Below are 24136 nucleotides of genomic sequence, written 5' to 3'. Positions count from 1 at the left end.
CCTGCGGAGCCTGCAACGTTATTCGTGGCTCAGTTTTCTCTATCGCCGATGCCCTTCGCAATAGGCTCCACAGGATTATTTTCCGCTATTGAGAATCACGCGCGGCCGGGCTGTTTTTCAGCCGGAACTGACCCTGCACCGCTGTCGTGGGCTGGCGCAACCGCGCGGTGACCAACGGTCGCCCTCGGTTGAACCAGGCCGCCAGCGCCGGCAGCAGGAAAATCGCCCCCAGCACGTTGACCAGGAACATGAAGGACAGCAACACGCCCATGTCGGCCTGGAACTTCAGCGGCGCAAACGCCCAGGTGCAAACGCCAATGGACATGGTCACCGCCGTGAACACCGCCGCCGTGCCGCGTTGGCACATGGCTTCGTAGAACGCTTCGCGCAAGTTGGCGCCGCGCAGCATTTCGTGCTGGATACGCTCATACAGGTAGATGCCGTAGTCGACCCCTACCCCCACACCCAGCGCCATCACCGGCAAGGTGGCGACTTTCAGGCCGATGCCGAGCAAGGTCATCAGTGCGTTACACAGGATCGCGACAATCGCCAGCGGCACCAGAATGCACAGCACCGCGCGGATCGACAGGAAGGTCAGCCAGCAAAACAGCGCCACCGAACCGAACAGCGCCCCCAGCATGATCACTTCGGCGCGTTTTACCGCTTCGTTGGACGCCGCCATCACCCCGACATTGCCACCGGCCAGGAGGAATTCGACCTGCGGCGAATTGACCTCGGCGATGATCCGCTTGGCCTCATTGATCGCATGGCCCACCGTGCTGCCTTCGTGGTCGGTCAGGAACACCAGGATCTGCATCTGCTGGCAACCGTCGGTCACCAGGCCGTCATCGGGCATATAGGCCCTCGCGCCCTGGCTCAGGCCCCGGGAGGAACCGGGAATCGCCGCCCAGCGTGGGTTGCCTTCGTTATTGCCAGCGATCACCCGCTTGCCCATGTCCGCCACACTCTGGATCGACTGCACGCCTGTGACCGTGCGCATGCGGAAGTCGAAGGCTTCCACCGCACGCATCACGGCGGGCGACAGGCAGCCTTCTTCGACGCCCTTGACCTGGACGAACACCGACATCACGTCCAGGCCGATGGCGTAGCTGCTGATGATCTTGCCGTTGTCCAGGTTGTAGCGCGAATCGGCACGCAGCTCCGGCGCACCCGCACCGATGTCCCCCACCGCCAGGTCACGGGCCTTCCAGGCGCCCGCCGCCAACAGCAACAGACTGATGGCAAATACCCCCAACGCTGGCCCCGGTTCGGCCAGTGCCGACAGGCGCCACCACAGGCGATGCTTGCCCTCCGGCCGCGATTGCGCCCGGCGCAACAGGGCGGGTTCCAGGCGCAGCCAGGAAATGATGATCGGCAACATGAGCTTGTTGGTGATGATCATCAGCATCACACCAATGCACGCGGTCACCCCCAATTCGTGAACGATCGGGATGTCGATCAGCATGATCACCGCGAACCCCAGGGCATTCATCAGCAAGGCCAGGGAGCCGGGAATGAAGATCTTGCAGAAGGCCGTACGCGCCGCTTCCAGGGAACTGCTCCCGGCCAACACGTCCTGCTTCCAGGCGTTGGTCATCTGCACCGCATGGGACACGCCGATGGAGAAAATCAGGAACGGCACCAGGATCGACATCGGATCGATGCCCAACCCCAACAGCGGCAACAAGCCAAGCAGCCAAACCACCGGCAGCAACGCCACCAGCAGCGCTACAACCGTCAGGCGCAGGGAACGGGAATACAGCCACAACAGCAAACCGGTGATGACGAAGGCCACGACAAAAAAGCCGATCACCGTATTCAGCCCCTCGACCACATCGCCCACCAGCTTGGCGAAGCCGACGATGTTGATCTCGATATCCGGGCTGTTGTACTTGGCGCGAATGTCTTCCAGGCGCTTGGCGATCTCGACATAGGACACCGGCTTGCCGGTCATGGGATCGGTGTCCTGCAAGTCGGCGCGGACCATCGCTGACTTCAGATCATTGGCCACCAGGCGGCCGACCTGACCGGATGCCGCGGTGTTGCTGCGCACCTGGGCCAGGTCTTCGGCGGTGCCGCTGAAACGCGGCGGCACCACCACGTCGCCAAAGAAACCTTCCTCGGTGATCTCGATGTAGCGCACATTGGCGGTAAACAGCGACGTCACGCTGGGACGGCTGACTCCGGAAATGAAAAACACATCGTCAGTGACTTTGCGCAGGGTCTCCAGGTACTCGGCGTTGTAGATGTCGCCCTCGCCCTTCCAGTGCACGCTGACCAGCAGACGGTTGGCGCCGGTGAAATAGCGGCTGAACTTGAGAAAATTGACCATGTACGCATGGGTCACCGGGATTTGTTTATTGAAGCCCGGATCCAGCTGCGTGTGGGTGGCACTGTAGCCCAGGCCCAGGGTGACCAGCACAAACACCGCCAGCAGCCCCTTGCGCCAAGCCATCAGGTGGTCGGCACAGACATCGACGCAGCGCGTCACCCAGTGTTTACCTTGATTCATTGCCCGCCTCTCATTTACTGGGTGGCCTTTGTGGCCTGTGTGGCCTCTAAAGCAGCGACGCTGCCACCTGAACCTTGCAGTACGCCACGCTCGCCGCCGACCAGCAGGCGTGAGCCCACCATGGTCGCCGAGGTCAGCGTGCCCAACCCGGCCAGACGGCTGACACCCAGCAACGTGCCCTGCGCATCCAGGTGCACGACCGAGCTGCCGGCGCCGACGATGACGATCCCCGAGTGGTCCGGCAGCACGGCATGGCCATACAACGGCAGTTGGTTACCGACGTTGATTGGGGTCCAGTGGTCGCCGAAATCGTGGCTGACGAAGACATGCCCGCGCATGCCGTAGGTCACCCAGTTGTCCGCGCTCAAACGCACGATGCCGAACAGCGATCCGCTGTAGAACGCCGGCAGGGTTTGCCAGTGCTGGCCGGCATCGTCCGTGCGCAACACCAGGCCCTGTTCGCCCACCAGCATGCGCCGGCCATCGCTGCCGCCGGCCATGCTGTTGAGGTGCGCGCTGTCGATATCCAGGGCTTGGGGTGTCCAGCTCTGCCCGGCATCGGTCGATTGATAGAACTTGCCGAAGCTGCCGAAGGCCATGACCTTGTCGCCACCGCTGGTCCAGATGCCGAGCAGCGGTTCACCCAGGTCGGCGTCGTAACGCGCTTCCTGCCAGTGACTGCCGGCATCCTGGGAACGCAGGATCCAGCCGTCATGCCCGACGGCCAGCAGGCGTTTGTCGTCCAGGGCCACCACGGCCGTCAGGGTAGCGTTGCGTTGGGTGTCGACGCTGGCGGGTTGCCAACTGACGCCCTGGTCATCACTGAGCAGAATGCTGCCCCGCTCACCCACGGCGACCACCCGCGCGCCCAGATTGAGCAGACCGTTGATCTGCACTCGGTCCGGGCGCGTGGCCAGCAACTCGGCCTGAGGCGCGGTTTTGGGGGAAAAGGTGTAGCCGATGGTCAGGGCGACCACCAGGCAGACCAGATAACCGATCAACGAGCGCATGGGCAACGCTCCTGTTCGGGGCACGCGTGCATAGGGCAAGTCATAGGGCCAATCCTCTTGTTCTTGTCAGGCGCCAGGGCATGCGAAGCAAGCCATGTCGGCGTTGCCGCTGAAGGGATAGTCGGGGCTGGGTCCATTCGAAACATCGTCCAAATGGCTTATGCGATGGTGGGATGGCCGACCGTAGGAGCGAGGTTTGCCTGCGAAACAGGCGCCACGGCGAATCTGTCAAACCGCGTTATCGTTCTTCGTCTGTAGGAGCCAGGCTTGCCGGCGAACCCGGCGCTGCGGTGTATCTGTCGCACCGCGTTATCGTTCTTCGCCCGTAGGAGCCAGGCTTGCCGGCGAACCGGGTGCTGCGGTGCGTCTGTCGTACCGCGTTATCGTTCTTCGCGGGCGAGCCTCGCTCCTACGGGTGAACCAGACACTGCGGTGTATCTGTCACACCGCGTTATCGTTCTTCGCCTGTAGGAGCCAGGCTTGCCGGCGAACCAGACACTGTGGTGTATCTGTCGCACCGCATCATCGTTCTTCGCGGGCAAGCCTCGCTCCTACGGGCGAACCGGGCGCCACGGCGAATCCGTCAAACCGCGTTATCGTTCTTCGCTTGTAGGAGCCAGGCTTGCCGGCGAACCGGACACCACGGTGCGTCTGTCAAACCGCGTTATCGTTCTTCGCGGGCAAACCTCGCTCCTACGGGCGAACCGGGTGCCGCGGTGTATCTGTCATACCGCGTTATCGTTCTTCGCGGGCGAGCCTCGCTCCTACGGACGAACCAGACGCAGCGGTGTATCTGTCAAACCGCATCATCGTTCTTCGCGGGCAAGCCTCGCTCCTACGGGCGAACCGGGCGCCGCGATGTATCTGTCACACCGCGTTATCGTTCTTCGCGGGCAAGCCTCGCTCCTACGGGCGAACCGGGCGCCGCGGTGTATCTGTCATACCGCGTTATCGTTCTTCGCGGGCGAGCCTCGCTCCTACAGGGAGAATGCGTTCATTCGAGATCAGGTCGGCTCGAAGGCCGCCTCGCTTTTGCTTTTGATTTGGGCGCCCCGTTAACCACGATGGCCGAACGCAGGCATTGCGCAGTGGGGAAACCGGCAGGACGCCGGTTTAGCCGCCCCCGGCCATGGATGGCCGATGGCGGCGACCCACGGAGCAATGCCGGAGTGAGGGCATGCCGAGCCTAGGCGAGGCACCAAGTGGTGGGGCAAGAGCGCTTGGTTACTTGGAGCTTTTCCAAGTAACCCGCTGTAAGAGCGGAACCGCCAGTGGCCGTTACCGCAGCAACGGATATGTGCACCCTCCAGATTTTTCGCGAGCAGGCCCAATACCTCTCTGTAGGAGCGAGCCTGCTCGCGAAAAACGTCCAGCTATCGCGGATATCCAGACAGCCCGCGTCATCGTTGACGTGCATCGCGAGCAGGCTCGCTCCTACAGGGGTTGGGGCCGTCAGGGGAGGTAGAGGATCACCAGGTCGTTGATCACCGACGGCCGGTCCTGGCCGACCACGTGGGTGTTGAGTTCCAGGGTCAGCTGGGTGCCGCGCGCCGTAACCTCGACTTTTTTCACCCGTGCCCGCGCATGGATGCGTGAGCCGGCCGGTACCGGCGCGGGGAAGCGCAGGCGGTCGGAGCCGTAGTTGATCTGGGTGCTGAAACCGGTGATTTCGAAACCCAGCGCCAATTTCATCCGCGACTGCAGCACTTGCACCAGCGCGCCGTGGGCGATGGTGCCGCCGAACGGACTTTGCAGGCGCGCTCGCTCAGGGTCGGTATGAATCCAGTAATCGTCCCCCGACAACTGGGCAAAGGCGTCGATCAGCGCCTGATCGACCACCACGACGTTGCTCCAGTCGCTGAACTGCTCGCTCACCAGGCTCTGCAAGCCCGGCCCGTCGTTAAGGTCGATCTGCCGGGCAGCCGGTTGTTCCGACGCCACCGGTGCCGGCTCACTGTCCTGCGCCGGCAGCGACTCAAGGCTCGCAGCATCTTTGTCCACCCCGGTAAAACGCAGCAGGCGGTTGCCCTTGGCGTCGACTTCGGCGAACACCGGCTGCAACGGCATACCAATGCGAATTTCGTCTTCCGCCAGGCCGACCAGGTTGGTGTTGATGCGCACGCCCTGGGCCAGCTCAACCACCGCCAGTTTCTGCGGCATTTCATCCATGAAGTCGGGCAACGTGGCGATGCGCGTCACGGTGTAGCTGTACAGCGTTGCGGCGCCATCGACTTCGCGCCAGGCCAGGTCATGCTCCAGGCAGACCGGGCAATGCCGGCGCGGGTAGAAGTTCCAGTGCTCGCAGGCGTTGCACTGCTGGATCAACAGGCGGCGAGCCTTCAGGCCCTCCCAGAACGGTGCGGAGATCTGCGTCGCGACCGGCATCGGTTTGTTGTTGGACATGTACTTATGCTCCCTGAAGAATCAATGCGCCCTGCTCGCTCATCACGCCACCGGTGCCGGAGACGTAGACGTTGTCGCAGCGACCCAGTTGTCGTTCGCCCGCCGTACCCGCGATCTGCGTCACCGCCTCGATCACCTGACTCATGCCACCAGCCGAAGCCGACTGGCCGAAGCTGAGTTGCCCGCCATGGGTGTTCATCGGGAAATCGCCACGCCAGGTCAGGTCGTGTTCACGCACGAAGGCCATGCCCTCGCCCTTGGCACAAAAACCGGCGTCTTCCAGGGTCAGCAAGGTGGTGATGGTGTAGCAGTCGTAGATCTGCGCGGCATGAACGTCCGTTGGCTTGAGGCCGGCCATGGCAAACGCCCGTTGGGACGCCGGGCCAATCGGCGTGTTGATCATGTCCTGGGCATAGGATGGCGACTTGAACGCCAAGTGCTCGCCAAACCCGGTAATGAACGCCGGACGCTTGCGGCACCGCGCCGCCACTTCCTTGCTGGTGATGATCATCGCGGCGCCACCGGCCACCGGCATGACGATTTCCAGGACGTGCAAGGGGTCGGCGACCATTTTGCTCGCCAGCACCTGCTCGATGGTCAACGGCTGGCCATAGAACATGGCCTGCGGGTTGGCCAGGGCATTGGTGCGCTGGTCGACGGCGATCTTGGCCATCGCACGCTGGTCGTAGTCGTATTGCGCGGCATAGCGCTGGGCAATCATCGCGTAGCCGGTGTTCTGGCCCATGTGCCCGTAAGGCAAGTCGAACTCGGCCTCAGGGGCGCCAAACGCCGTGCTGTGACCGCCATAACGCATGGACCGGGCCATCCAGCTTGGGTCCTCGTCGGGGCCGAACGGCGCCATGCGTGCAGGAATAACGCACAGCACGGCCTGGCACAGCCCCAGTTCGATGGCGGCGGCGGCGCGCCAGACCATGCCCACCGAGGTGCAACCCCCCAGGTCCACCACTTCGGCGAAGTTCAGGCGCAAGCCCAGGTATTCGGCGGCCATCGCCGGCACAAACACCGAGGCCTCATGAAAATGCGGGCCATTGATGACCAGCCCATCGAGGTCCGAAGCCTTGAGCCCGGCATCCCGCAAGGCCTGGGCCGCGAGGTCGGCGACTTGCTCAAGGTGAAACATCTTGGGCGCCGTCGCGTATTTTTCCGGTTTGTATTGCGCAGTGCCAACAATGGCCGCATGCCCTTTAAGCCCCATAGTGCCTCCCTGCCGAAGCGTTTCGCCACGGCGATTTTCAGTTGGTGTTGAAGGTCCGGGCACGCGAAGGCGACCCGGTCCCCGAGCGGTCGATCAGAAGGTGTATTTCAGCGAGAACGTGGCGTAGTCGCGGTCGGCGAAGGGACGCTTGATCGGGTCGGCTTCACCCAGGTAGGCGATGTACTTCAAGCTGGCTTCCAGGTTGCCCAGGTACTTGAAGGTGGTCCCGGCGCTCAGGCGTCGGTCGCCTGAGATGCCGGCGATGCTGCCGGCCATGGGTGTCGATCCGCTGAAGACGTCGGAGAAACTGAAGGGGACCTCCAGATCCCAGCCTTGGAAAACTCCCGGATAACTGAACGATGCGCCGACGGTGTAGGCGCTGGAGGATTTGGTACGGATGCCTGCGTTGGTGTTGTAGGTGAAGTCATCGGAAGGCGCCACGAGCGCTGCCACGGAAGGCAGCAGGTTAAGACCTTGCAGGTTGGGTGCCGCCGAAACCTTTTCGACGCTGTCGACCTGCACGCGGATGATTTCGCCAGTCAGGGTGGTCTGGCTGGCCCAGGGGCGATCGCCCAGGATACGCATCGCCGACAATTGCATTTGCTGGCCCTTGCCCTTGGCCGGCACCGCGCCAAGGCCGGTATTGACCATCACCGGCGCACCGTCGCGGTACGACCACTCGCCACCGACCTGGGTATCGCCAATCTTGGTCGAGGCGGCGATGCCGGTCAGCTTGATGTCCTCGAAGTACTTGATCCGATAGCCATTGGACCGCAAGGCAAACAGGCCGCCACCGACCGGTAGCGGGTCGTAACCGACCTGGGCAGTGGCCGGGTTCTTGTCGTGGTAGTTGACGTGGAACAGCGACACTTCGACCGCCGGCACCGGGCGATATCGCACTTGCACACCCCACTGGCCGCCATCGCGCGGCTCGTCAGTGCCACGGTAAGGAATCTTCTGGCCGTTGGCGTAAATGAACTCGCGACCCGGACCGACCACGTCGCTGCTCGACAGGTAGCTGCCCACCGGCGGCAACTCGGTGCCCTTCCATTCGTACTGCACATAGGCGCCGAAGGTGATTTGCGGGTTCAGGCGGAACGAGCCGGAGAACTGGCCCACTGGCAACAGAACCTCCTTGACCTCCACACCCGGCTGGGACGCTTTCACCGCATCGGACGGGTTCTGCACGCCGTTGACGCCGGGGTAATACAGGCTCTCGCCCCAGGACTCGATGTGCCGCCCGGCCTTGACGTCGAGCATGGTGTCGTTGTCGAAACGCCAGCCACTGAACACATAGGCATCGAGCAAACGGGTACGGCCACCACTGTAGTAGCGGGTATCGCTGGTGAACTCGTCGTTGCGCCCGGCCTTGTTCACCGTGCTAGGTGAGTCGTTATCGTTTTCCTGGTGGTAGACGTCGTCGTAGAAGGTACTGCCGCGCACCACGGCGCCGTAGTTATCCTTGCGCAGGATCAATTCGCCCAGCGCGCCCACGCGGTTGGTCGTCAAGCTGCCACGATCGAAGTTGCGGTCGGCATCGTCGGCGTTGGGGTTGCTCAGCAAGCGATTGCTCTGCGAGCCGGTGCGCACACCGATGCCATAGCTGGTTGTCACCGACCAGTCCATGGTCAACCCGTTGTCGAATTCGATCGTATCGCCAGCCCATACCGGCGTGGACACCAGCGCAATGGCTGCCGCCAGGCTGCTGAGCTGGAATGCGCCCGAAACCATGACCTTAGAGTTATTGTTGTTTTTGTTGATCACACTGTCTCTCCTCAAGGGCAACCGAACGCTGCCTGAAATGTTCAACACTGCTGCCGTGCCGCCCGCTCAGAACACCTTCAACGGTGTCGTCGCACTCGCTCCCCTTACAGCGCACCGGTAGCGATATCGCCCCCGGTCCTCTTCCCGCACCAGCGACCCTTCGGCCACCAGGTAGTTGGCGTGCGCCAACGTTTCGCCAAGCGCCATCAGTTCGTCGAAACGACCGGACAACCTGGGGAATAAAACGGCCATCAGCTCGAGCGCCGTGCGCGACTCGTCACAGTTGGCCAGCACCAGCGCCAGGTGCGCCCGGTGATGCGCCTCCAGTTGATCCAGGCGCTGATGCAAATTGAAAAAAGGCCGTTCGTGCGCCGGCAGTACCAGCACGCTGTCGGGCAAGGTGCGCAAATGCTCGATGGAGTCGAGCCAGTCGCGCAGCGGGTTGGCCAACGGCTCGGTGGCATGCACGCCGACGGTGGAGGTGATGCGCGGCAACACCTGGTCGCCGGAGATCAGCAAGCCGTCATCGGCGGCGTACAGACAGGCGTGTTCCGGCGAATGGCCGCGACCGATGACCACCTGCCAGTCCCGGCCACCGATCTGCAGCACGCTGCCTTCGCGCAAACGGCGGAAATGGTTCAGGGGCGCTGGCAGGAAATGCGCGTTGCTCATCACCCCGAACATCTCGGTGCTCTGCTCGTCAGAGACGCCGGCCTTGCGATAGAAATCGAGAAAGTCCCAGCCCGGTGACTGATCGGCAGGGAACCTGACGTGCAACGACTGGAACTCGCTGACGGTCATGTACACCGGGCAGTGAAAGCGCTCCGACAGCCATGCGGCCACACCGGCATGGTCGGAGTGAAAGTGGGTGCAGACCACTGCCACCAATGGCAGTCCCCCGCAGATTTCACTCAGCACCCGATCCCAGACTTCGCGGGTCTGCTCGGTGTTCATGCCAGTGTCCACCACCACCCAACCGTCGGTGTGGCGCAGCAGGTAGAGGTTGATGTGGTCCAGGCGAAACGGCAGCGGCATGCGCAGCCAGAACACACCCGGCGCCACTTCGCGCACTTGCCCGGAATCGGGCGCCTGCGGCCACGGATACCGCAGGCCGCTGCGCAGTTCGTGACCGTTCTCGTCGAGATCAGTCATGGCTGGCCACCGCGAATGGCGTCAGGCCGGCTCGCGTCAGGGCCTCCAGGGAATAAGGCACATAAGCTCGGGCTTGCTCGTCGCGGATAAACAGCGGATCGCTGCAACGGGTCGGGCAGTAGCCTTGGCGTTGCAGATCGACTTTGCGCAACTTGAAGCTGGCCGTCAGGTCCGCCGATTGCGTGACGCGCACGAACACCGGGGCCGCATAACGCGGCAGGCGCGCTTCGGTCAGGGCATACAGGGCTTGGGGATCAAACGCCTGTTGCGGCTGCATCAACACCGCCGCCATGCCGGCGCGACCTTCATGGCCCGGCACCTGGACGCCATAGATGTTGATCAGCTCAAGGCCCGGCAACTCGCCCAGCGCATCGGCCACTTCCTGGGTCGACACGTTCTCACTCTTCCAGCGATAGGTGTCGCCGATGCGGTCGACGAAATAGCAGTATCCGTCGGCGTCTTCGCGCAGCAAGTCACCGGAGCTCCAGTAGGCATCGCCCTCGCGCAGCACGTTGCGGCGGATCTTGCTCTCGGTGGCGTCCGCCGAGGTGTAGCCCTCGAAGCGCCCGGCACCGATGTCCGGATGATCGACGATAAAGCCCATGGCCTCGCCGACCTCGCCAACCTTGCACAGCTGATAGAAACCGTTTTCGTCCCGTGGATGGCAGTCGTTTTCGACGTCGTAGCGCACCAGGCGCACGTTGGTTTTGTTCCAGTCCGGCACCCGTCCGCAGGAGCCAAAATAGTTGTCGACGTTGATGATCGCGGCATTGGCCTCGGTGGCGCCCCAGCCCTCGAACACCTGGATCGGACCGAAGCGTTCCAGCCAGCGCTGCCAGGTGTCTGGCGAGAGCCCGGCGCCGAGCATGCAGCGCAGGCTGTGCTCGCGGTCGTGGGCCTGTGCGGGCTGGTTGAGCAGGTAGCGGCAGATTTCACCGATGTACTGGAAAATGCTGATCCGGTGGCGTGCCACGTCGTTCCAGAATTCGCGCACGCTGAATTTGCGGCGCACCACGATGGCCGCCCCGGCGCGCAGCGCAGTCGAGGTGACCGAGGTGGCGGCCGCGCCGTGGTACAGCGGCAAGCAGCAATAGAACACGTCCTCGTTGGTGGCTTGCAGGGTGACTTCCATTACATCGCCGGAGGACATCCAGCGCATGTGGCTGTAACGCGCCGCTTTCGGCAAACCGGTGGTGCCCGAAGTGAAGATCAGCAGGGTTGGCGTTTGTGCATCGATGTGCGCGCGGATATCACGGGGGAACGGTGTGCGCGGAGCTTTTTCCAGGCGCGCATCGAAATGCCCGTCGATGCCTTTGGGCAACGGCGCAGTCCACGGGTTTTCCGGGTCGCGGATCAGCCAGCACGACAGGTCGGGAAAAGCTTCAGTGGCCTGCACGTTGGCCAGGCATTCTTCGCCGATGACCAACGCCTTGGCCTCGGTGGTTTGCAATGCATGGAGCAGTGGACGGCCGCTGACCTGGGTGTTGATGAACGCCACCACCACCCCGAGCTTGACCAGACCGAACCAGGTGCAGAAAAACGCCGGGCGGTTTTCCATGGCCAGGGCGCAGACATCGCCGGCGCGCAGGCCGTTGGCATAAAAGGTGTGGGCCATCTGGTTGGCGCGTGCATCGACCTCGGCGTAGCTCAGCACCTGCTCGCCGTAGATCAGGAATGGGCGTTCGCCCAGTTCCCGTGCCTGGTGTTCCAGGCGGTCGGCCAGGGTGTAGAGGTCAGAAGGCTTGATCAGCCCGGCAGCCGCCGAGCGTTGATTCAGGAGCGCCTGGGTCTGTTCCCGTGGCACCGGTTTGGTCGGCAGGACGCCGGTCAAGTCGTTCAGGTTCATTGCGCCATCTCCTGGGCGATTTCTTGATAGGCGGGGTAATCGCTGTAGCCAGCCGAGCCCGGCGTATAGAGGGTCTTGCGGTCGAAACCACTCAGCGGCAGGCCACGCTTGAGGCGCTCCACCAGGTCGGGGTTGGCAATAAAATGACGACCGAACGACACAGCAGCCCCCTCGCCCGACGCGAGTGCGGCACTGGCCGACGAGCCGTCGAAACCGTCGTTGAGAATCAGGGCATGCGGGCTGTGTCGACGCGCCAGGGCGAAGGCGTCGAGGTCGGCCAGGGGCGAACGCATGACGTGCAGATAGGCCAGGTCCAAGGCCGCGACGGCTTCGCACAGGGCTGCGCTCGTGGCCGCCGGATCATGGTCGTCGATGTCGTTGTAGGGGTTGCCGGGGCACAGGCGAAAGCCGACCCGCCCGGCGCCGATGGCATCGGCCATGGCCTCGATCACTTCCCTGGCAAAACGCACCCTGCCGGCCACATCGCCACCATAGGCGTCGTCGCGCTGGTTACTGCCCGACGCCATGAATTGCATGGGCAGATATCCGCTGGTGCAGTGCAGCTCGACACCGTCGAAACCGGCCAGACGCGCGTTCAATGCGGCCTGCCGATAGTCGTTGATCACCTCGTGGATGCCTTGCACGGTCAGCGCCTGCGGGGTGTCGGTGTCCACCAGGCCAGCCACGTCACTGAACACCTGGGTGCGCGCTCGCAGCGCCGACGGTGCAACTGTGGCAGCCCCCATCGGTTTGTTGTGGTGACTGGCGGCGCGTCCGACGTGCATCAGTTGCAGCACGATGCGCCCGCCTTCGGCATGCACCGCCTCGGTGACCTGACGCCAACCGGCGATCTGCTCGCTGCTGTAGATCGCCGGAGTACGGCAATAGCCCAGGCCGCTGGCGGAAGGCGCGGTGCCCTCGGCCACGATCAACCCGGCACCGGCTCGCTGGCGGTAGTACTCGACCATGGCGCTGCCGGGCACCGCATCGGCAAGAGCGCGACTGCGCGTCATGGGAGCCATGACAATGCGGTTGGCCAGCTGCAGCTCGCCCAGGGCGACCGGCTCGAACAAGACGCTCATCTCAATTCCTCAGCTTCTTATTGTTTTCAGGCTGTCGATGGGCTTGCCACGGCAGAGGGCAAGCACTGACAAACCCGCGAATATGGGCTGAATGATTGACGCTGAACGCCAGCGAAACATCGTCCGACAAGACTAGGTTCGCGATCGACCGGATGAAGCAACTCGCTCCCCGTAGGAGCGAGGCTTGCCCGCAAAGAACGATGACGCGGTGTGACAGATACACCTCGGCGTCTGGTTCGCCGGCAAGCCTGGCTCCTACAACGCGAAGAACGATGACGCGGTATGACAGATGCACCACAGCGTCAGGTTCGCCGGCAAGCCTGGCTCCTACAACGCGAAGAACGATGACGCGGTTTGACAGATACACCGCAGCGTCCGGTTCGCCGGCGAGCCTGGCTCCTACAAACGGTGAAACGGTGACGATTGCACCGTGGTACCGTTTGCGGCGGTTTGGTCGGGGGCGAGAGGATGGTCTGAACGGACGATGTAAAAAGGCCGCGACCGACCCAGCATCGCGATAACTAGAACAAGACCGGGAGCACCCGCAGTGAATCAATCCACCCCCGTGACATGGCGAACGCACTACGCGCTCTTCGTGCTTGCCAGCATCTATGTGTTCAATTACATCGACCGCCAGTTAATGGCGATTCTGATCGAGCCGGTGAAGCTCGAATTCGGCATTTCCGACACCGGCATCGGCCTGCTTTCCGGGGTGACCTTCGCTGTGTTCTACACCGTGTTCGGCTTCCCGCTGGGACGCCTCTCGGATCGCATCGGGCGCAAGCCGGTGATTGCCTTCAGCTGCATTGCCTGGAGCGTGATGACCATGTTCTGCGGCATGGCCGGCAACTTTCTGACCCTGGTGCTGGCGCGGGTTGGCGTGGCCGTCGGTGAAGCGGGCGGCACGGCGCCGTCGGTGGCCATGGTCTCGGATTTGTATCCGGCCGAGCGCCGTTCCACGGCGCTGTCGGTGCTGATGCTCGGCTCCAGTCTGGGGGCAATCGTAGGGCTTGGGCTGGGTGGCTGGATTGCCCAGCACCACGGTTGGCGTTACGCGTTCTTGCTGATCGGTGCGCCCGGGATCTTCCTGGGGCTGCTGCTGTTGCTGACCGTGCGCTCACCCAAGCGCGTTTCGCCATTGGGCGTGGTCGCGGCGCAACAGGACGGTTGGGCCAAGACCCTGGTCGAACTGCTGCGCATGCCCTCGTTCCTGTGTCTGGTGCTGGCCGGTGGCGCGGCAGCCATCGCCGGTTACGCCATCGGCACCTGGAGCCCGAGCTTCCTGATCCGCTCCCACGGTCTGGACCTGCAACAGGCCGGTTTCCTGGTGGGCGTTGTCGGCGGCACCGGCGCGACCGTCGGCACCCTGGTCTGCGGTATCGTCACCGATCGAATGGCCCGGCGCGATGCCGGCTGGCAAATCGGCGTGCCCTTGCTGGGCACATTGATCAGTATCCCTTTCGCCCTGGCCTACTTCCTCTGGCCGCAAGGCACGGCGTTCAACGTCGGCAGTATCGCGATACCGCAAGCCTTCCTGTTCTACAGCGTCTTCGCCTTCTTTGGCGTGTGGTGGGCGACACCCTGCCTGAGCGCCATCACCCATCTGTTCCCGGCCACGCGTCTGGCCCAGGCCACGTCGATTTTCCTGATGTCCATGACCTTGCTGGGTGTCGGTATCGGGCCATTGCTGGTGGGCATGCTCAGTGACTTTTACGTAACGAAGATGGGGGCTGAATCCCTGCGCTACGCCCTCGCCTCGTCGGTGTCGATGCTGGCGTTGGCCAGCGTGTTCCTGGCCTTGGCGCTGCCGCGTTATCGCCAGCAGATAAAGAACCCCGCCGTAGTGCCCGCGACGATCCAATCCGTCACGGCCTGAGCCCTTCCCCGAGCCATCTCGCCGCTGAGTCCCTGCCGGGGTCCAGCGGCTTTTTTTTGAGGATTGCCATGAGCACCAGCGCTATACACATCTGCAACCTGCTCTACCGCTACGCCGAGTGCATGGACAGCGGGCAACTGGTCGAGGCCGCCGAGCTGTTCCGTCATGCACGCATCAAGGTCCAGGGTCAGGACTACCTGGATCACACCGCCCTGCTCGGGATCTGGCAGAACCGAGTCAAGCGCTACTCGTGTAGCACCCCGCGCACCCGACACGTCATCAGCAACCCCATCATCGACATCGACGAAGCGTCGGGGATCGCGACGGTTCGCTCCTGTTACACGGTGCTCCAGGCGACTGAAGACCTGCCTCTGCAAGTGATTGCGGCCGGGCGCTATCTGGATGAATTCGAACGTGTCGATGGGGTATGGCGGTTCAGTTTTCGTGATTATTCGAAGTTGGACATGAGGGGGGACTTGAGTCAGCACCTGTTGAGGTAGGCAACGGTGTGTGTGTTCGACGGTCATAACCACACCGCATCCCAAAACGAATAATCGCCGATTTTCTTTACCAATCCCGCCCGTAATGGATTGGCAACGATATACCGGGCCACTGCCTGTAGATCTTCTTCCCGACGCAAGGCTCGATCATGAAAACCGTGCTGCCAGAGTGGTCCTTCAAGCCCGATCGCGCGATTCAACGCGAGCGTAATACGCGACTTCGTCCTGGCCATCAGGCATGAAAGGGTGCTGTCCTTGAGTTCGATCAGCCAGTGAAGATGATCCGGCATCACGACCCAAGCCAGTGAGAGGGCCAGCCCCTCTTGCTCGGTTGTTCTCAACGCATCCACTACCAAGCGGCCTCGCCGAAGGTCTGTAAACACGGGCTCTCGGTTCCGTACGACAGTGGTAATCAGGTACACCTGCCCTGGCGCTGAATAGCGACCGGTACGCAGGCGGTGTGCATGGCGAATGTTTGGCATGGGTCATCCTCCTTGATCAGGGTCCTGCCAAATCAGGCTAGATCCCGGGAGGAAGATCGGCGGTGAACTGTAGTTCCCGATGTGTCTGGTGTTCCGACGTGCCTGCGAAGAACGATGATGCGGTATGACAGATACACCGCAGCGCCTGGTTCGCCCGTAGGAGCGAGGCTTGCCCGCGAAGAACGATAACGTGGTTTGACAGATACACCGCGGTGCCTGGTTCGCCCGTAGGAGCGAGGCTTGCCCGCGAAGAACGATGATGCGGTTTGACAGACACACCTCGGTGACTGGTTCGCCGGCAAGCCTGGCTCCTACAGGCGAAGAACGATAACGCGGTACACCAGATGCACCGCGGCGTCTGGTTCGCCCGTAGGAGCGAGGCTTGCCCGCGAAGAACGATGACGCGGTAGGACAGACGCTCCGCGGTGCCTGGTTCGCCGGCAAGCCTGGCTCCTACAACGCGAAGAACGATGATGCGGTGTGACAGATACACCGCAGCGCCCGGTTCGTCGGCAAGCCTGGCTCCTACAAGGCGCGGAACGGTGGTGCGGTTCGTATGAATACTCTTGGCGAAAAAAAGCCCCGCCGGAATCCGGCAGGGCTCTGTGCTGCGAGTATTACCGAAACATCAACGCCCGATGGCCCGCGCCGCATCCGCGGTGTACTGGTCCGGGGTGAATTTGCCTTCGTTGAGGATCGGGCCCTTTTTCGATTCGTTGGTCATGCTATAGCCGGTGTACTGGCCGGAGTTCAGGTCCATGAAGAACTGCGAACCCGCCTGCCAGCCGCTCATGTCCGGATGGTAGTAGTAATTGATCATGGCGTGCTTCCACAGCTGCCCACGGGCATCGTAGTTGTCGGCCATCACCGCGTTCCAGGTGTCTTCGTCGATGAACAGCACACGCTTGCCATAGACGTGGCGAAAGCCTTCTTTCAAAGTCGCTTCCACCACCCACACCCGACGCAGCTCATAACGCATGAACTCAGGGTTGGGATGGTTGGGCGTCAGGATGTCGGCGTATTTGACCGACGCGGTGTTGGCCTTGAACGCGTTGGCCGGGCTGTAGATCTCGCGCTTGCCGAGCAGTTTCCAGGAGTAACGCTCGGGTGAGCCGTTGAACAAGCGGTCTTCGTCGACGGTCATGGTGCCGTTGGTGCCGATCATCGGCTGGTCGAAACCATAGCCCGGCAATTGCCGTACGCGGCGGGTCGATGGGCTGTAGGACCAGGCCTGACGCGCATCGGTGCCGTAGTTGTAGGGTTCATGGGCAATGCTGAGGGTGCCGTTGTCGCGGGCCGGCTTGAGGGTCATGTTGTTGCTCATGGCCGACAGCTTGTCTTCAGTCCGGGGGTCGACGGTCGGCGAGTTGGCCAACGACAGGTTACGTGCATAGGCACGCCCCCAGCCGATGCTGCCGTTGGGCAGGACCGAGGCCAGGTCAGTGGTTTTTTCCTCGGTGTAGGCACGTGCCGGCAGTTGGTGGTTCCACAACACTTCGGTGCCGTCCTTGGGGATCGGGAACGGCACCTGGCCAATCCCGGTGAAACCGGCGCCGTCGTTGACCAGCTTGGCGTGCAGCGCATTGTCCATCGCGCGGCGACACACGTAGTCGGGGTAGCGGAAATCCCGGTGACCGGGGTAGATGTTCATCTTGTAGGTGGTCGGATATTTCTTCAGCAGCGCCTTCTGGCCATCGGTCAGGTGCGACTCGTACTGGCTCATGTTCTGCGCGGTGATCACCAGGATCGGCTTCTCGTTGGCATAAGGATCAATCGGTTGATCACCGGAATACTTCACGTGATTCCAGCCTGGCACTTCGCCAAGGTATTTGCCGGTGTACGGCGGAATGGTGCCCTCGGCATTGCCGGCTTGTATGGCACCGACGCACGTCAGGTCCTTGCCCAGTCTGGCGGCTTCCTGAGGTGAAACCTCGGCGAACGCATGACCCATCAGCCCGGTATTGGCTGTGAATGCGACCGCGAGCACGAGACCTGTTCTTGTTATTTTCATGTGTTGCCTCCTACGCTGATAAGGCTATGTGGGATGACCCCATTGTTCGTGTTCTGCCGGCCCCAACATCGTCCGGAAAGACTAAGCGGGCCTCATGCACCCAAACTTTCCTGCAGTTGTGCCTTGAGCACCTTGCCGGTGGCGTTGCGGGGCAAGGGATCGAGCACCCGAAAAACTTGCGTCGGCACTTTGTAGGCGGCCAGGCGCTTGGCGATGAAGGCGCAGATTTGTGCTTGCTGCGGCAGCGTCGATGCCTGGCCATGCACGGCTAGCCCGACCGTTTCACCCAACAACGGATCGGCAATGGCAAACGCCGCCGCCTCCAGCACGCCGGGCATATCGAGGACGCAGGTTTCGATTTCAGCGGCGGAAATTTTCTCGCCTCCGCGATTGATCAGTTCCTTGACCCGGCCGGTGATGTGCAGGAATCCCTCGTCGTCGAGGTAGCCGATATCGCCGGTGTCGAGCCAGCCGTCGCGCAGGGTTTGCGCCGTGATTTCGGGCAAGTTCCAGTAGGCGCTCATCAGGGTCGGAGAGCGCAGCCAGATCACCCCGGGGGCGCCCGCCGACTGCGGATGGCTGGGGCTGTCGCCGATGCGAATATCGACGATCGGCAGTGCCCAACCCGCCGTCGCCGGCTTGTAGACAAACTGATCGCCACCAATCGCCGCGCCGATGCCGTTGCTTTCGGTCAGACCGTAGCCGGCACCGCCGATGACATCGGGCTTGATCCTGAGCATATCGTCGAGCACGTTGGCCGACGATGCGCCGCCACCCAGGCCTAAACCGAACAGGCTAGCGGTGTGCTCGGTGCCGAAGCGCGGTGAGGCGAGCAATTGCTGCATCATCACCGGCGCGCCGTTGAACTGGGTGCAGCGCTCGTCGCGTATCAGGTCGATGGCGCGCTCGACGTCCCATTTGTACATCAGCATCAAGCGTCGACCACCGCGCAAGGCCGACAGGAACTGTGCATGCAGGCCACTGACATGGAACAGCGGAACCGCTGCCAGCGTGGTGGGTGCAAAACCACTGTTAATCACTGCGCCAATACGCTCGGGCGAACTCATCGCACAGAACGCGCCCTGGAAATCCAGCGCAATCAGCGCCTGGCAGATCGCCCGGTGACTGGACACCGCGCCTTTGGCGCGACTGGTGGTGCCTGAGGTGTAAAGGATCAGCGCCGGTGCATCGGGGTCGATGTCCAGCGTGGGTAGCGGCATGGCCGGTGCGCTGATCAGGTCTTCGTAACCCAGGCAGTGCTCGGGCAAAGCGCCCTGCGCACCGACGACAATGGTTGCCCGCTGTTCGCGGGTGAGGTCGTCGCGCAAGGTATCCAGGCGCGCCTGATCGCATAGCAGCAGGCGCGAGCCGCTGTCTTGCAACGCGTATTGCAGCTCATCGCGCAGGCCCCAGCTGTTGAGCGGCACACACACCGCACCACAGCGCAGGATCGCGGCGAAGGCCACCAGCCACGCCGGCTGGTTACGCATCGCAATCGCCACCCGGTCGCCCGGTTGCAGGCCGAATCGAGCGACCATTTGCCCGGCGAGGCGATCGACCTGGTCGTAATACTGTTTGAAGGTCAGGCGTTGCGACTGCCAGACCAGGAACTCACGGTCGCCGTGGACACGCCCGGCGTCGATCACTTGCAGCAGGTCGCGGGCGGCGTGGCGGAAGTAGCGTGGCGCGCCATCCTCCGGCGTCACCACTTCAAAAGGCGAACCGGGGGCGATCAATTGGCGCCACGCGGTTTGCCAGCGTTCAATGCTCATTTTTATTTTCTCCAGAACGGGCGAAAGACTTTTTGGAGCGACACCTTCAACATCCTCGTTGCCTGACACCCCGCTTTCGCGAGCAAGCCCGCTCCTACAGGGGGGCTGTGTCGTACTCATATACCGGCTCCACCCCGAATCCTTGTGGGAGCGGGCTTGCCCGCGAAGAGGCCGGCACCTTCAACATCTTCATTGCCTGACACCCCGCTTTCGCGAGCAGGCTCGCTCCTACAGGGGGGGCTGTGTCGTACTCATATACCGGCTCCACCCCGAATCCTTGTGGGAGCGGGCTTGCCCGCGAAGAGGCCGGCACCTTCAACATCTTCGTTGCCTGACACTCCGCCATCGCGAGCAGGCTCGCTCCTACAGGGGCCGTGCAATTCCTTGTGGGAGCGGGCTTGCCCGCGAAGAGGCCGGCACCTTCAACATCTTCATTGCCTGACACTCCGCCTTCGCGAGCAGGCTCGCTCCTACAGGGGCCGTGCAATTCCTTGTGGGAGCGGGCTTGCCCGCGAAGAGGTCGGCACCTTCAACATCTTCGTTGCCTGACACTCCGCCTTCGCGAGCAAGCCCGCTCCTACAGGGGCCGTGCAATTCCTTGTGGGAGCGGGCTTGCTCGCGAAGAGGCCGGCACCTTCAACATCTTCATTGCCTGACACTCCGCCTTCGCGAGCAAGCCCGCTCCTACAGGGGCCGTGCAATTCCTTGTGGGAGCGGGCTTGCCCGCGAAGAGGCCGGCACCTTCAACATCTTCGTTGCCTGACACTCCGCCTTCGCGAGCAGGCTCGCTCCTACAGGGGCCGTGCAATTCCTTGTGGGAGCGGGCTTGCTCGCGAAGAGGCCGGCACCTACAACATCTTCGTTGCCTGACACTCCGCCTTCGCGAGCAAGCCCGCTCCCACAGGAGGGTTACGCGTGGGCGCCATAGCGTTCGCAGTGGAAATCCCGGTCGCCCAGGCAGCTTTGGGCGACGCGTACGTGCTTGAGGTACAGGCCCACATCCAGTTCGTCGGTGACGCCAATGCCGCCGTGCATCTGCACCGCTTCGTTGGCGACTTTGATTGCCGTGTCGCCGGCCTTCCATTTCGCCAGGCTGACCAGTCGGGCGCGGGTGCCGGCATCGAAGCTGGCGTCATCCAGGGTCGCCAGCGCGGACATCAGTGCGCTGCGGCTCAATGCCAGGTCGATGTACATTTGCGCGGCGCGATGCTGCAGGACCTGAAAGGTGCCGATCGCCGTGTCGAACTGCACGCGGGTCTTGAGATATTCCAGGGTGGTTTCGAACAACTGCTCAGCCATCCCCAGCAGCTCCGCAGCCAGGCAGGTGCGCCCCCGATCCAGCGCGGTTTCCAGCGCCGCCCAACCCTCTCCCAACGTACCCAACAGCGCATCGCTAGCCAGTTGCACGCCATCCAGTTGCAGCCGCGCGATGTTCCGCGAATCGATCAGCGACAAGGCACTCACGGTCAGCCCCGGTGCATCGGCGGGCACCAGAAACAGGCTGATGCCCTGAGTGTCACCCGGTTGCCCCGACGTGCGCGCCGCGACCACATAGGCATCGGCGCCCAGCCCGTCGACCACCCAATACTTGTCGCCGTGCAAGCGATAGCCCTGCCCTTCGGCCTTCGCCTCAAGCGCAATACGGCTCGGCTCATGACGCGAGTGCTCATCCACCGCCAGCGCCAGGCGCTGTTCGCCGCTGATCACCGCCTGCAACCATTGCGTCTGCTGCGTTGAATTGCCCGCCAGGTGCAGCAACGATCCGGCCAGTACCACGCTGGAAAGCAACGGCGTGGCGGACAGGTTGCGCCCCATGGATTCGAAGATCGGCCCCAGGCCCTTGCAGCCGAAATCGAGGCCACCGAAGTCTTCCGGAAACGGAATCGCACTCCATCCCAGCGCCACGGCGTCCTGCCAGAGCTGCGCATCGAAGCCCTGTTCCACCGGCTCATCGCGCAGTCGACGCTGGGCGCTGACCGGGCTGCGGGCGGCGAGAAAGTCCCGCGCGCTGTCGGCCAGCAAACGTTGTTCATCGCTATAACGCAGGCTCATGACGGTGCTCCTGTTTGAACGGCAGGCTTTTTGGCTTCAGGCAAACCAAGCACGCGCTTGGCGATGACATTGAGCTGGATTTCCGAGGCACCACCGGAAATGGTCAGTGCATAGCTGTTGAGCCAGGCGCGGGTGATCGCCAGTTGCTGCTCGCTGAACGCCGAGCTCTCCCAACCAAAGGCGTGCCCGGCCATGGCATCGAGCAGGACCTCGAACTTGTCGCGCTCCTGTTCGGTGTGCACCAGCTTCATGATCGACATCAGGCCGCCGATGTCATCGCCGGCCCGCGCCTCTTCGCCCATGCGCTGCACGGTCAGGTTGTAGGCGTGCTCGTTCATCGCACAGGCCGTGGCCCGGGCCTGCAGCGCGTGTTCGCTTTGGCTTTGGGGGGCCGGCACGTATTCGCGCATCAGGGCCAGCAGGTCGAAGTGCGAGGGCAAACTGAACTCGCCGAATTTCGACATGGCCTTGCGTTCGTGTTGCAACAGGTATTTGGCCAAGTTCCAACCGCCGTTCAACGGCCCGATCAATTGGCTCTTGGGCACCTTCACGCCATCGAAGAACACTTGGCAGAACGCCGATTTGCCGCTGATCAAATCAATTGGCTGCGGCTTGACGCCGGGGCTGCGCATGTCCAGCACGATCAGGCTGATGCCCTCGTGTTTCGGCGCGCTGAAGTCGGTGCGCACCAGCGCGTACATCCAGTCGGATTTGTCGCCGTAGGACGTCCAGATCTTGCTGCCGTCCACGACGAAATGGTCGCCGGCATCCCGGGCGGCCATTTTCAGGCTGGCCAGGTCAGAACCGGCATTCGGCTCGGAGAAGCCCTGGCACCAGCGCACTTCACCTCGGGCAATCGGCGGCAGCAGGTCACGCTTCTGCTCTTCGCTGCCGAACGCCAACAACACCGGCCCGAGCATCCAGATGCCCAGGTTGATCTGCGGCGGCCGGCACTTGATGCGGCGCATCTCGCTTTCCAGCACCGCCAGTTCTTCGTCACTCAGGCCCGCGCCGCCGTATTCGACCGGCCACTCCGGGCAGAACCAGCGCTTGTCGCGCATGCGTTCAAACCACAGGCGCGCGTCTTCGCAGGGAAACTGTGGGTTCTGGCTGCCCCACACCACATCGCCTTCGGCCATGCCCGTGCGCATCGACAGCGGGCAGTTGGCCTCCAGCCAGGCACGGGTGTCGTGCCGGAATTGCTCGATAGTGCTCATGAAAGTCCCCTTCGACCCGCCCCGGTTGCGGGGCGAGTACGGTTTTTTGTTGTTGATGGACGAGCGTCAGCGTTGGGTGCGCGGCATCCCGAGGCCAAATTGGGCGATCAGTTCGCGCTGGATTTCGTTGGTGCCACCGCCGAAGGTCAACGTCGTCACGCAGCGCAATTCGAACTCCAGTTCGCCCTGCAACAGGGTTGCCGCAGAGCCGCTGCGCATCGAACCATTGGCCCCGACGATGGCCGCCAGCTTGCGCAGGATTTCGATGGCCGATTCCGAGCCAAACACCTTGGTGGTCGAACTCAGCGCCACGCTCATGCGATCGTGTTCAAGGTCCGCGGCGATGCGCATGTTGATCAGGCGCATCGCCTCCAGGCGCGCGTAGCACTCGGCCAGCGAGCTGCGCACCCAGGCTTTGTCCATCGCCCGACGGCCCTGCTCGTCGCGGGCCCGGGCCCACAGGTAGACACGGCGGAACAGCGCCACCACCTTGTCCGACCAGGTGCCCAGGCCAAGGCGCTCGTGATTGAGTTGCGAGGTGATCAGCTTCCAGCCGCCGTTCAACTCACCCACCAGCATCTCTTTGGGCACCCGCACGTTGTCGTAGTAGGTGGCCGTGGTCGGGATGCTGGTGGTCGGAATCAGCGTGTGGGAGAAGCCCGGCGTCGTGGTGTCGACGATCAACAGCGAAATGCCTTTGTGCCGCGCCTGGGTCGGATCGGTACGGGCCGCCAGCCAGATGAAGTCGGCGGACTCGGCACCCGAGGTCCATAGCTTGTTGCCGTTGACTACGAAGCCTTCATCGTCCTGACGCGCGCTGGTTTTCAGCACGGCCAGATCGCTACCGGCACCCGGTTCGGAGTAACCGATGGCGAACATGATTTCACCCGCGGCAATGCCCGGCAGGAAGCGCTCTTTCTGCAGCTCGCTGCCGTGGGCCATCAAGGCCGGGCCAACGGTGCTGATGGTCACGAACGGCAACGGCGCCCCGGCGATGTTGGCTTCTTCGAAGAAGATCAACTGCTCAGTGGCCGCGTAACCCTGGCCACCATGGGCCTTGGGCCAGCCGACCGCCAGCCAGCCGTCGCGACCCATTTGGCGGATGGTCTGGCGAAACAGCTCGCCGCCTTCCTTGCCGCGCAATTCATCGCGCATGGCCGGGGTCATCAGGGCCTGGAAATAGTCCCGCACCTTGTGGCGCAGGGCATGTTGTTCGGGAGTGAGGTCGACGAACATAGGCT

16 protein-coding genes are annotated in these 24136 nt (G+C 62.8%); 2 read left to right on the top strand and 14 right to left on the bottom strand.

Annotation, left to right across the window (positions count from 1 at the left end; genetic code table 11):
• Positions 1-85: 85 nt before the first annotated feature.
• From ABTV22_RS12730 to ABTV22_RS12695, 8 genes are all read right to left on the bottom strand, one after another.
• Positions 86-2512: an efflux RND transporter permease subunit gene (locus ABTV22_RS12730; RefSeq protein ID WP_433740579.1), complete on the bottom strand. Its 2427-nt coding sequence runs from the start codon at positions 2510-2512 to the stop codon at positions 86-88.
• 14 nt (positions 2513-2526) lie between these two features.
• Positions 2527-3522 (bottom strand): WD40/YVTN/BNR-like repeat-containing protein, encoded by a 996-nt coding sequence (locus ABTV22_RS12725; RefSeq protein ID WP_433740578.1) that lies wholly within the window; start codon positions 3520-3522, stop codon positions 2527-2529.
• 1452 nt (positions 3523-4974) lie between these two features.
• Positions 4975-5925, bottom strand: coding sequence for an OB-fold domain-containing protein (locus ABTV22_RS12720; RefSeq protein WP_433740577.1), 951 nt, complete (start codon positions 5923-5925; stop codon positions 4975-4977).
• A 4-nt stretch (positions 5926-5929) separates the two neighbouring features.
• Positions 5930-7141, bottom strand: coding sequence for a thiolase family protein (locus tag ABTV22_RS12715; RefSeq protein WP_433740575.1), 1212 nt, complete (start codon positions 7139-7141; stop codon positions 5930-5932).
• Positions 7142-7234: 93 nt separating this feature from the next.
• Positions 7235-8905, bottom strand: coding sequence for a DUF1302 domain-containing protein (locus ABTV22_RS12710; protein WP_433740574.1), 1671 nt, complete (start codon positions 8903-8905; stop codon positions 7235-7237).
• Between the two features lie 66 nt (positions 8906-8971).
• A complete protein-coding gene (locus ABTV22_RS12705) occupies positions 8972-10057 on the bottom strand; it encodes an MBL fold metallo-hydrolase (protein WP_433740573.1) in 1086 nt (361 codons plus the stop codon).
• A complete protein-coding gene (locus ABTV22_RS12700; protein WP_433740572.1) occupies positions 10050-11903 on the bottom strand; it encodes a long-chain-acyl-CoA synthetase in 1854 nt (617 codons plus the stop codon). The genes ABTV22_RS12705 and ABTV22_RS12700 overlap by 8 nt, the downstream gene beginning before the upstream one ends.
• Positions 11900-12985 carry an alkene reductase gene (locus ABTV22_RS12695; protein ID WP_433740571.1) on the bottom strand — a complete coding sequence of 362 codons (1086 nt, stop codon included), beginning with the start codon at positions 12983-12985 and terminating at the stop codon, positions 11900-11902. The genes ABTV22_RS12700 and ABTV22_RS12695 overlap by 4 nt, the downstream gene beginning before the upstream one ends.
• Before the next feature lie 547 nt (positions 12986-13532).
• Here ABTV22_RS12695 and ABTV22_RS12690 point away from each other — a divergent pair.
• Positions 13533-14861, top strand: coding sequence for a spinster family MFS transporter (locus ABTV22_RS12690; RefSeq protein WP_433740570.1), 1329 nt, complete (start codon positions 13533-13535; stop codon positions 14859-14861).
• A 68-nt stretch (positions 14862-14929) separates the two neighbouring features.
• Positions 14930-15361, top strand: a complete 432-nt coding sequence (locus tag ABTV22_RS12685) for a nuclear transport factor 2 family protein (protein ID WP_433740569.1) — start codon at positions 14930-14932, stop codon at positions 15359-15361.
• 23 nt (positions 15362-15384) lie between these two features.
• Here ABTV22_RS12685 and ABTV22_RS12680 read toward each other — a convergent pair whose 3' ends face one another.
• From ABTV22_RS12680 to ABTV22_RS12655, 6 genes are all read right to left on the bottom strand, one after another.
• Positions 15385-15843, bottom strand: a complete 459-nt coding sequence (locus ABTV22_RS12680) for an REP-associated tyrosine transposase (RefSeq protein WP_433740568.1) — start codon at positions 15841-15843, stop codon at positions 15385-15387.
• A 628-nt stretch (positions 15844-16471) separates the two neighbouring features.
• Complete coding sequence (locus ABTV22_RS12675; RefSeq protein WP_433740567.1) at positions 16472-17854, bottom strand: DUF1329 domain-containing protein; 1383 nt, start codon at positions 17852-17854, stop codon at positions 16472-16474.
• A gap of 92 nt (positions 17855-17946) precedes the next feature.
• Positions 17947-19626, bottom strand: a complete 1680-nt coding sequence (locus ABTV22_RS12670) for a class I adenylate-forming enzyme family protein (RefSeq protein ID WP_433740566.1) — start codon at positions 19624-19626, stop codon at positions 17947-17949.
• 909 nt (positions 19627-20535) lie between these two features.
• Positions 20536-21678, bottom strand: coding sequence for an acyl-CoA dehydrogenase family protein (locus tag ABTV22_RS12665; protein WP_433740565.1), 1143 nt, complete (start codon positions 21676-21678; stop codon positions 20536-20538).
• Positions 21675-22895 carry an acyl-CoA dehydrogenase family protein gene (locus ABTV22_RS12660; RefSeq protein ID WP_433740564.1) on the bottom strand — a complete coding sequence of 407 codons (1221 nt, stop codon included), beginning with the start codon at positions 22893-22895 and terminating at the stop codon, positions 21675-21677. Before ABTV22_RS12660 ends, ABTV22_RS12665 begins: the two co-directional genes overlap by 4 nt.
• Positions 22896-22961: 66 nt before the next feature.
• Positions 22962-24131: an acyl-CoA dehydrogenase family protein gene (locus tag ABTV22_RS12655; protein ID WP_433740563.1), complete on the bottom strand. Its 1170-nt coding sequence runs from the start codon at positions 24129-24131 to the stop codon at positions 22962-22964.
• Positions 24132-24136: the final 5 nt, after the last annotated feature.

It is taken from the genome of Pseudomonas putida (assembly GCF_050990305.1).
GTDB classification, from domain to species: Bacteria; Pseudomonadota; Gammaproteobacteria; order Pseudomonadales; family Pseudomonadaceae; genus Aquipseudomonas; species Aquipseudomonas putida_AH.
This window is presented reverse-complemented; position numbering and strand designations above follow the sequence as displayed.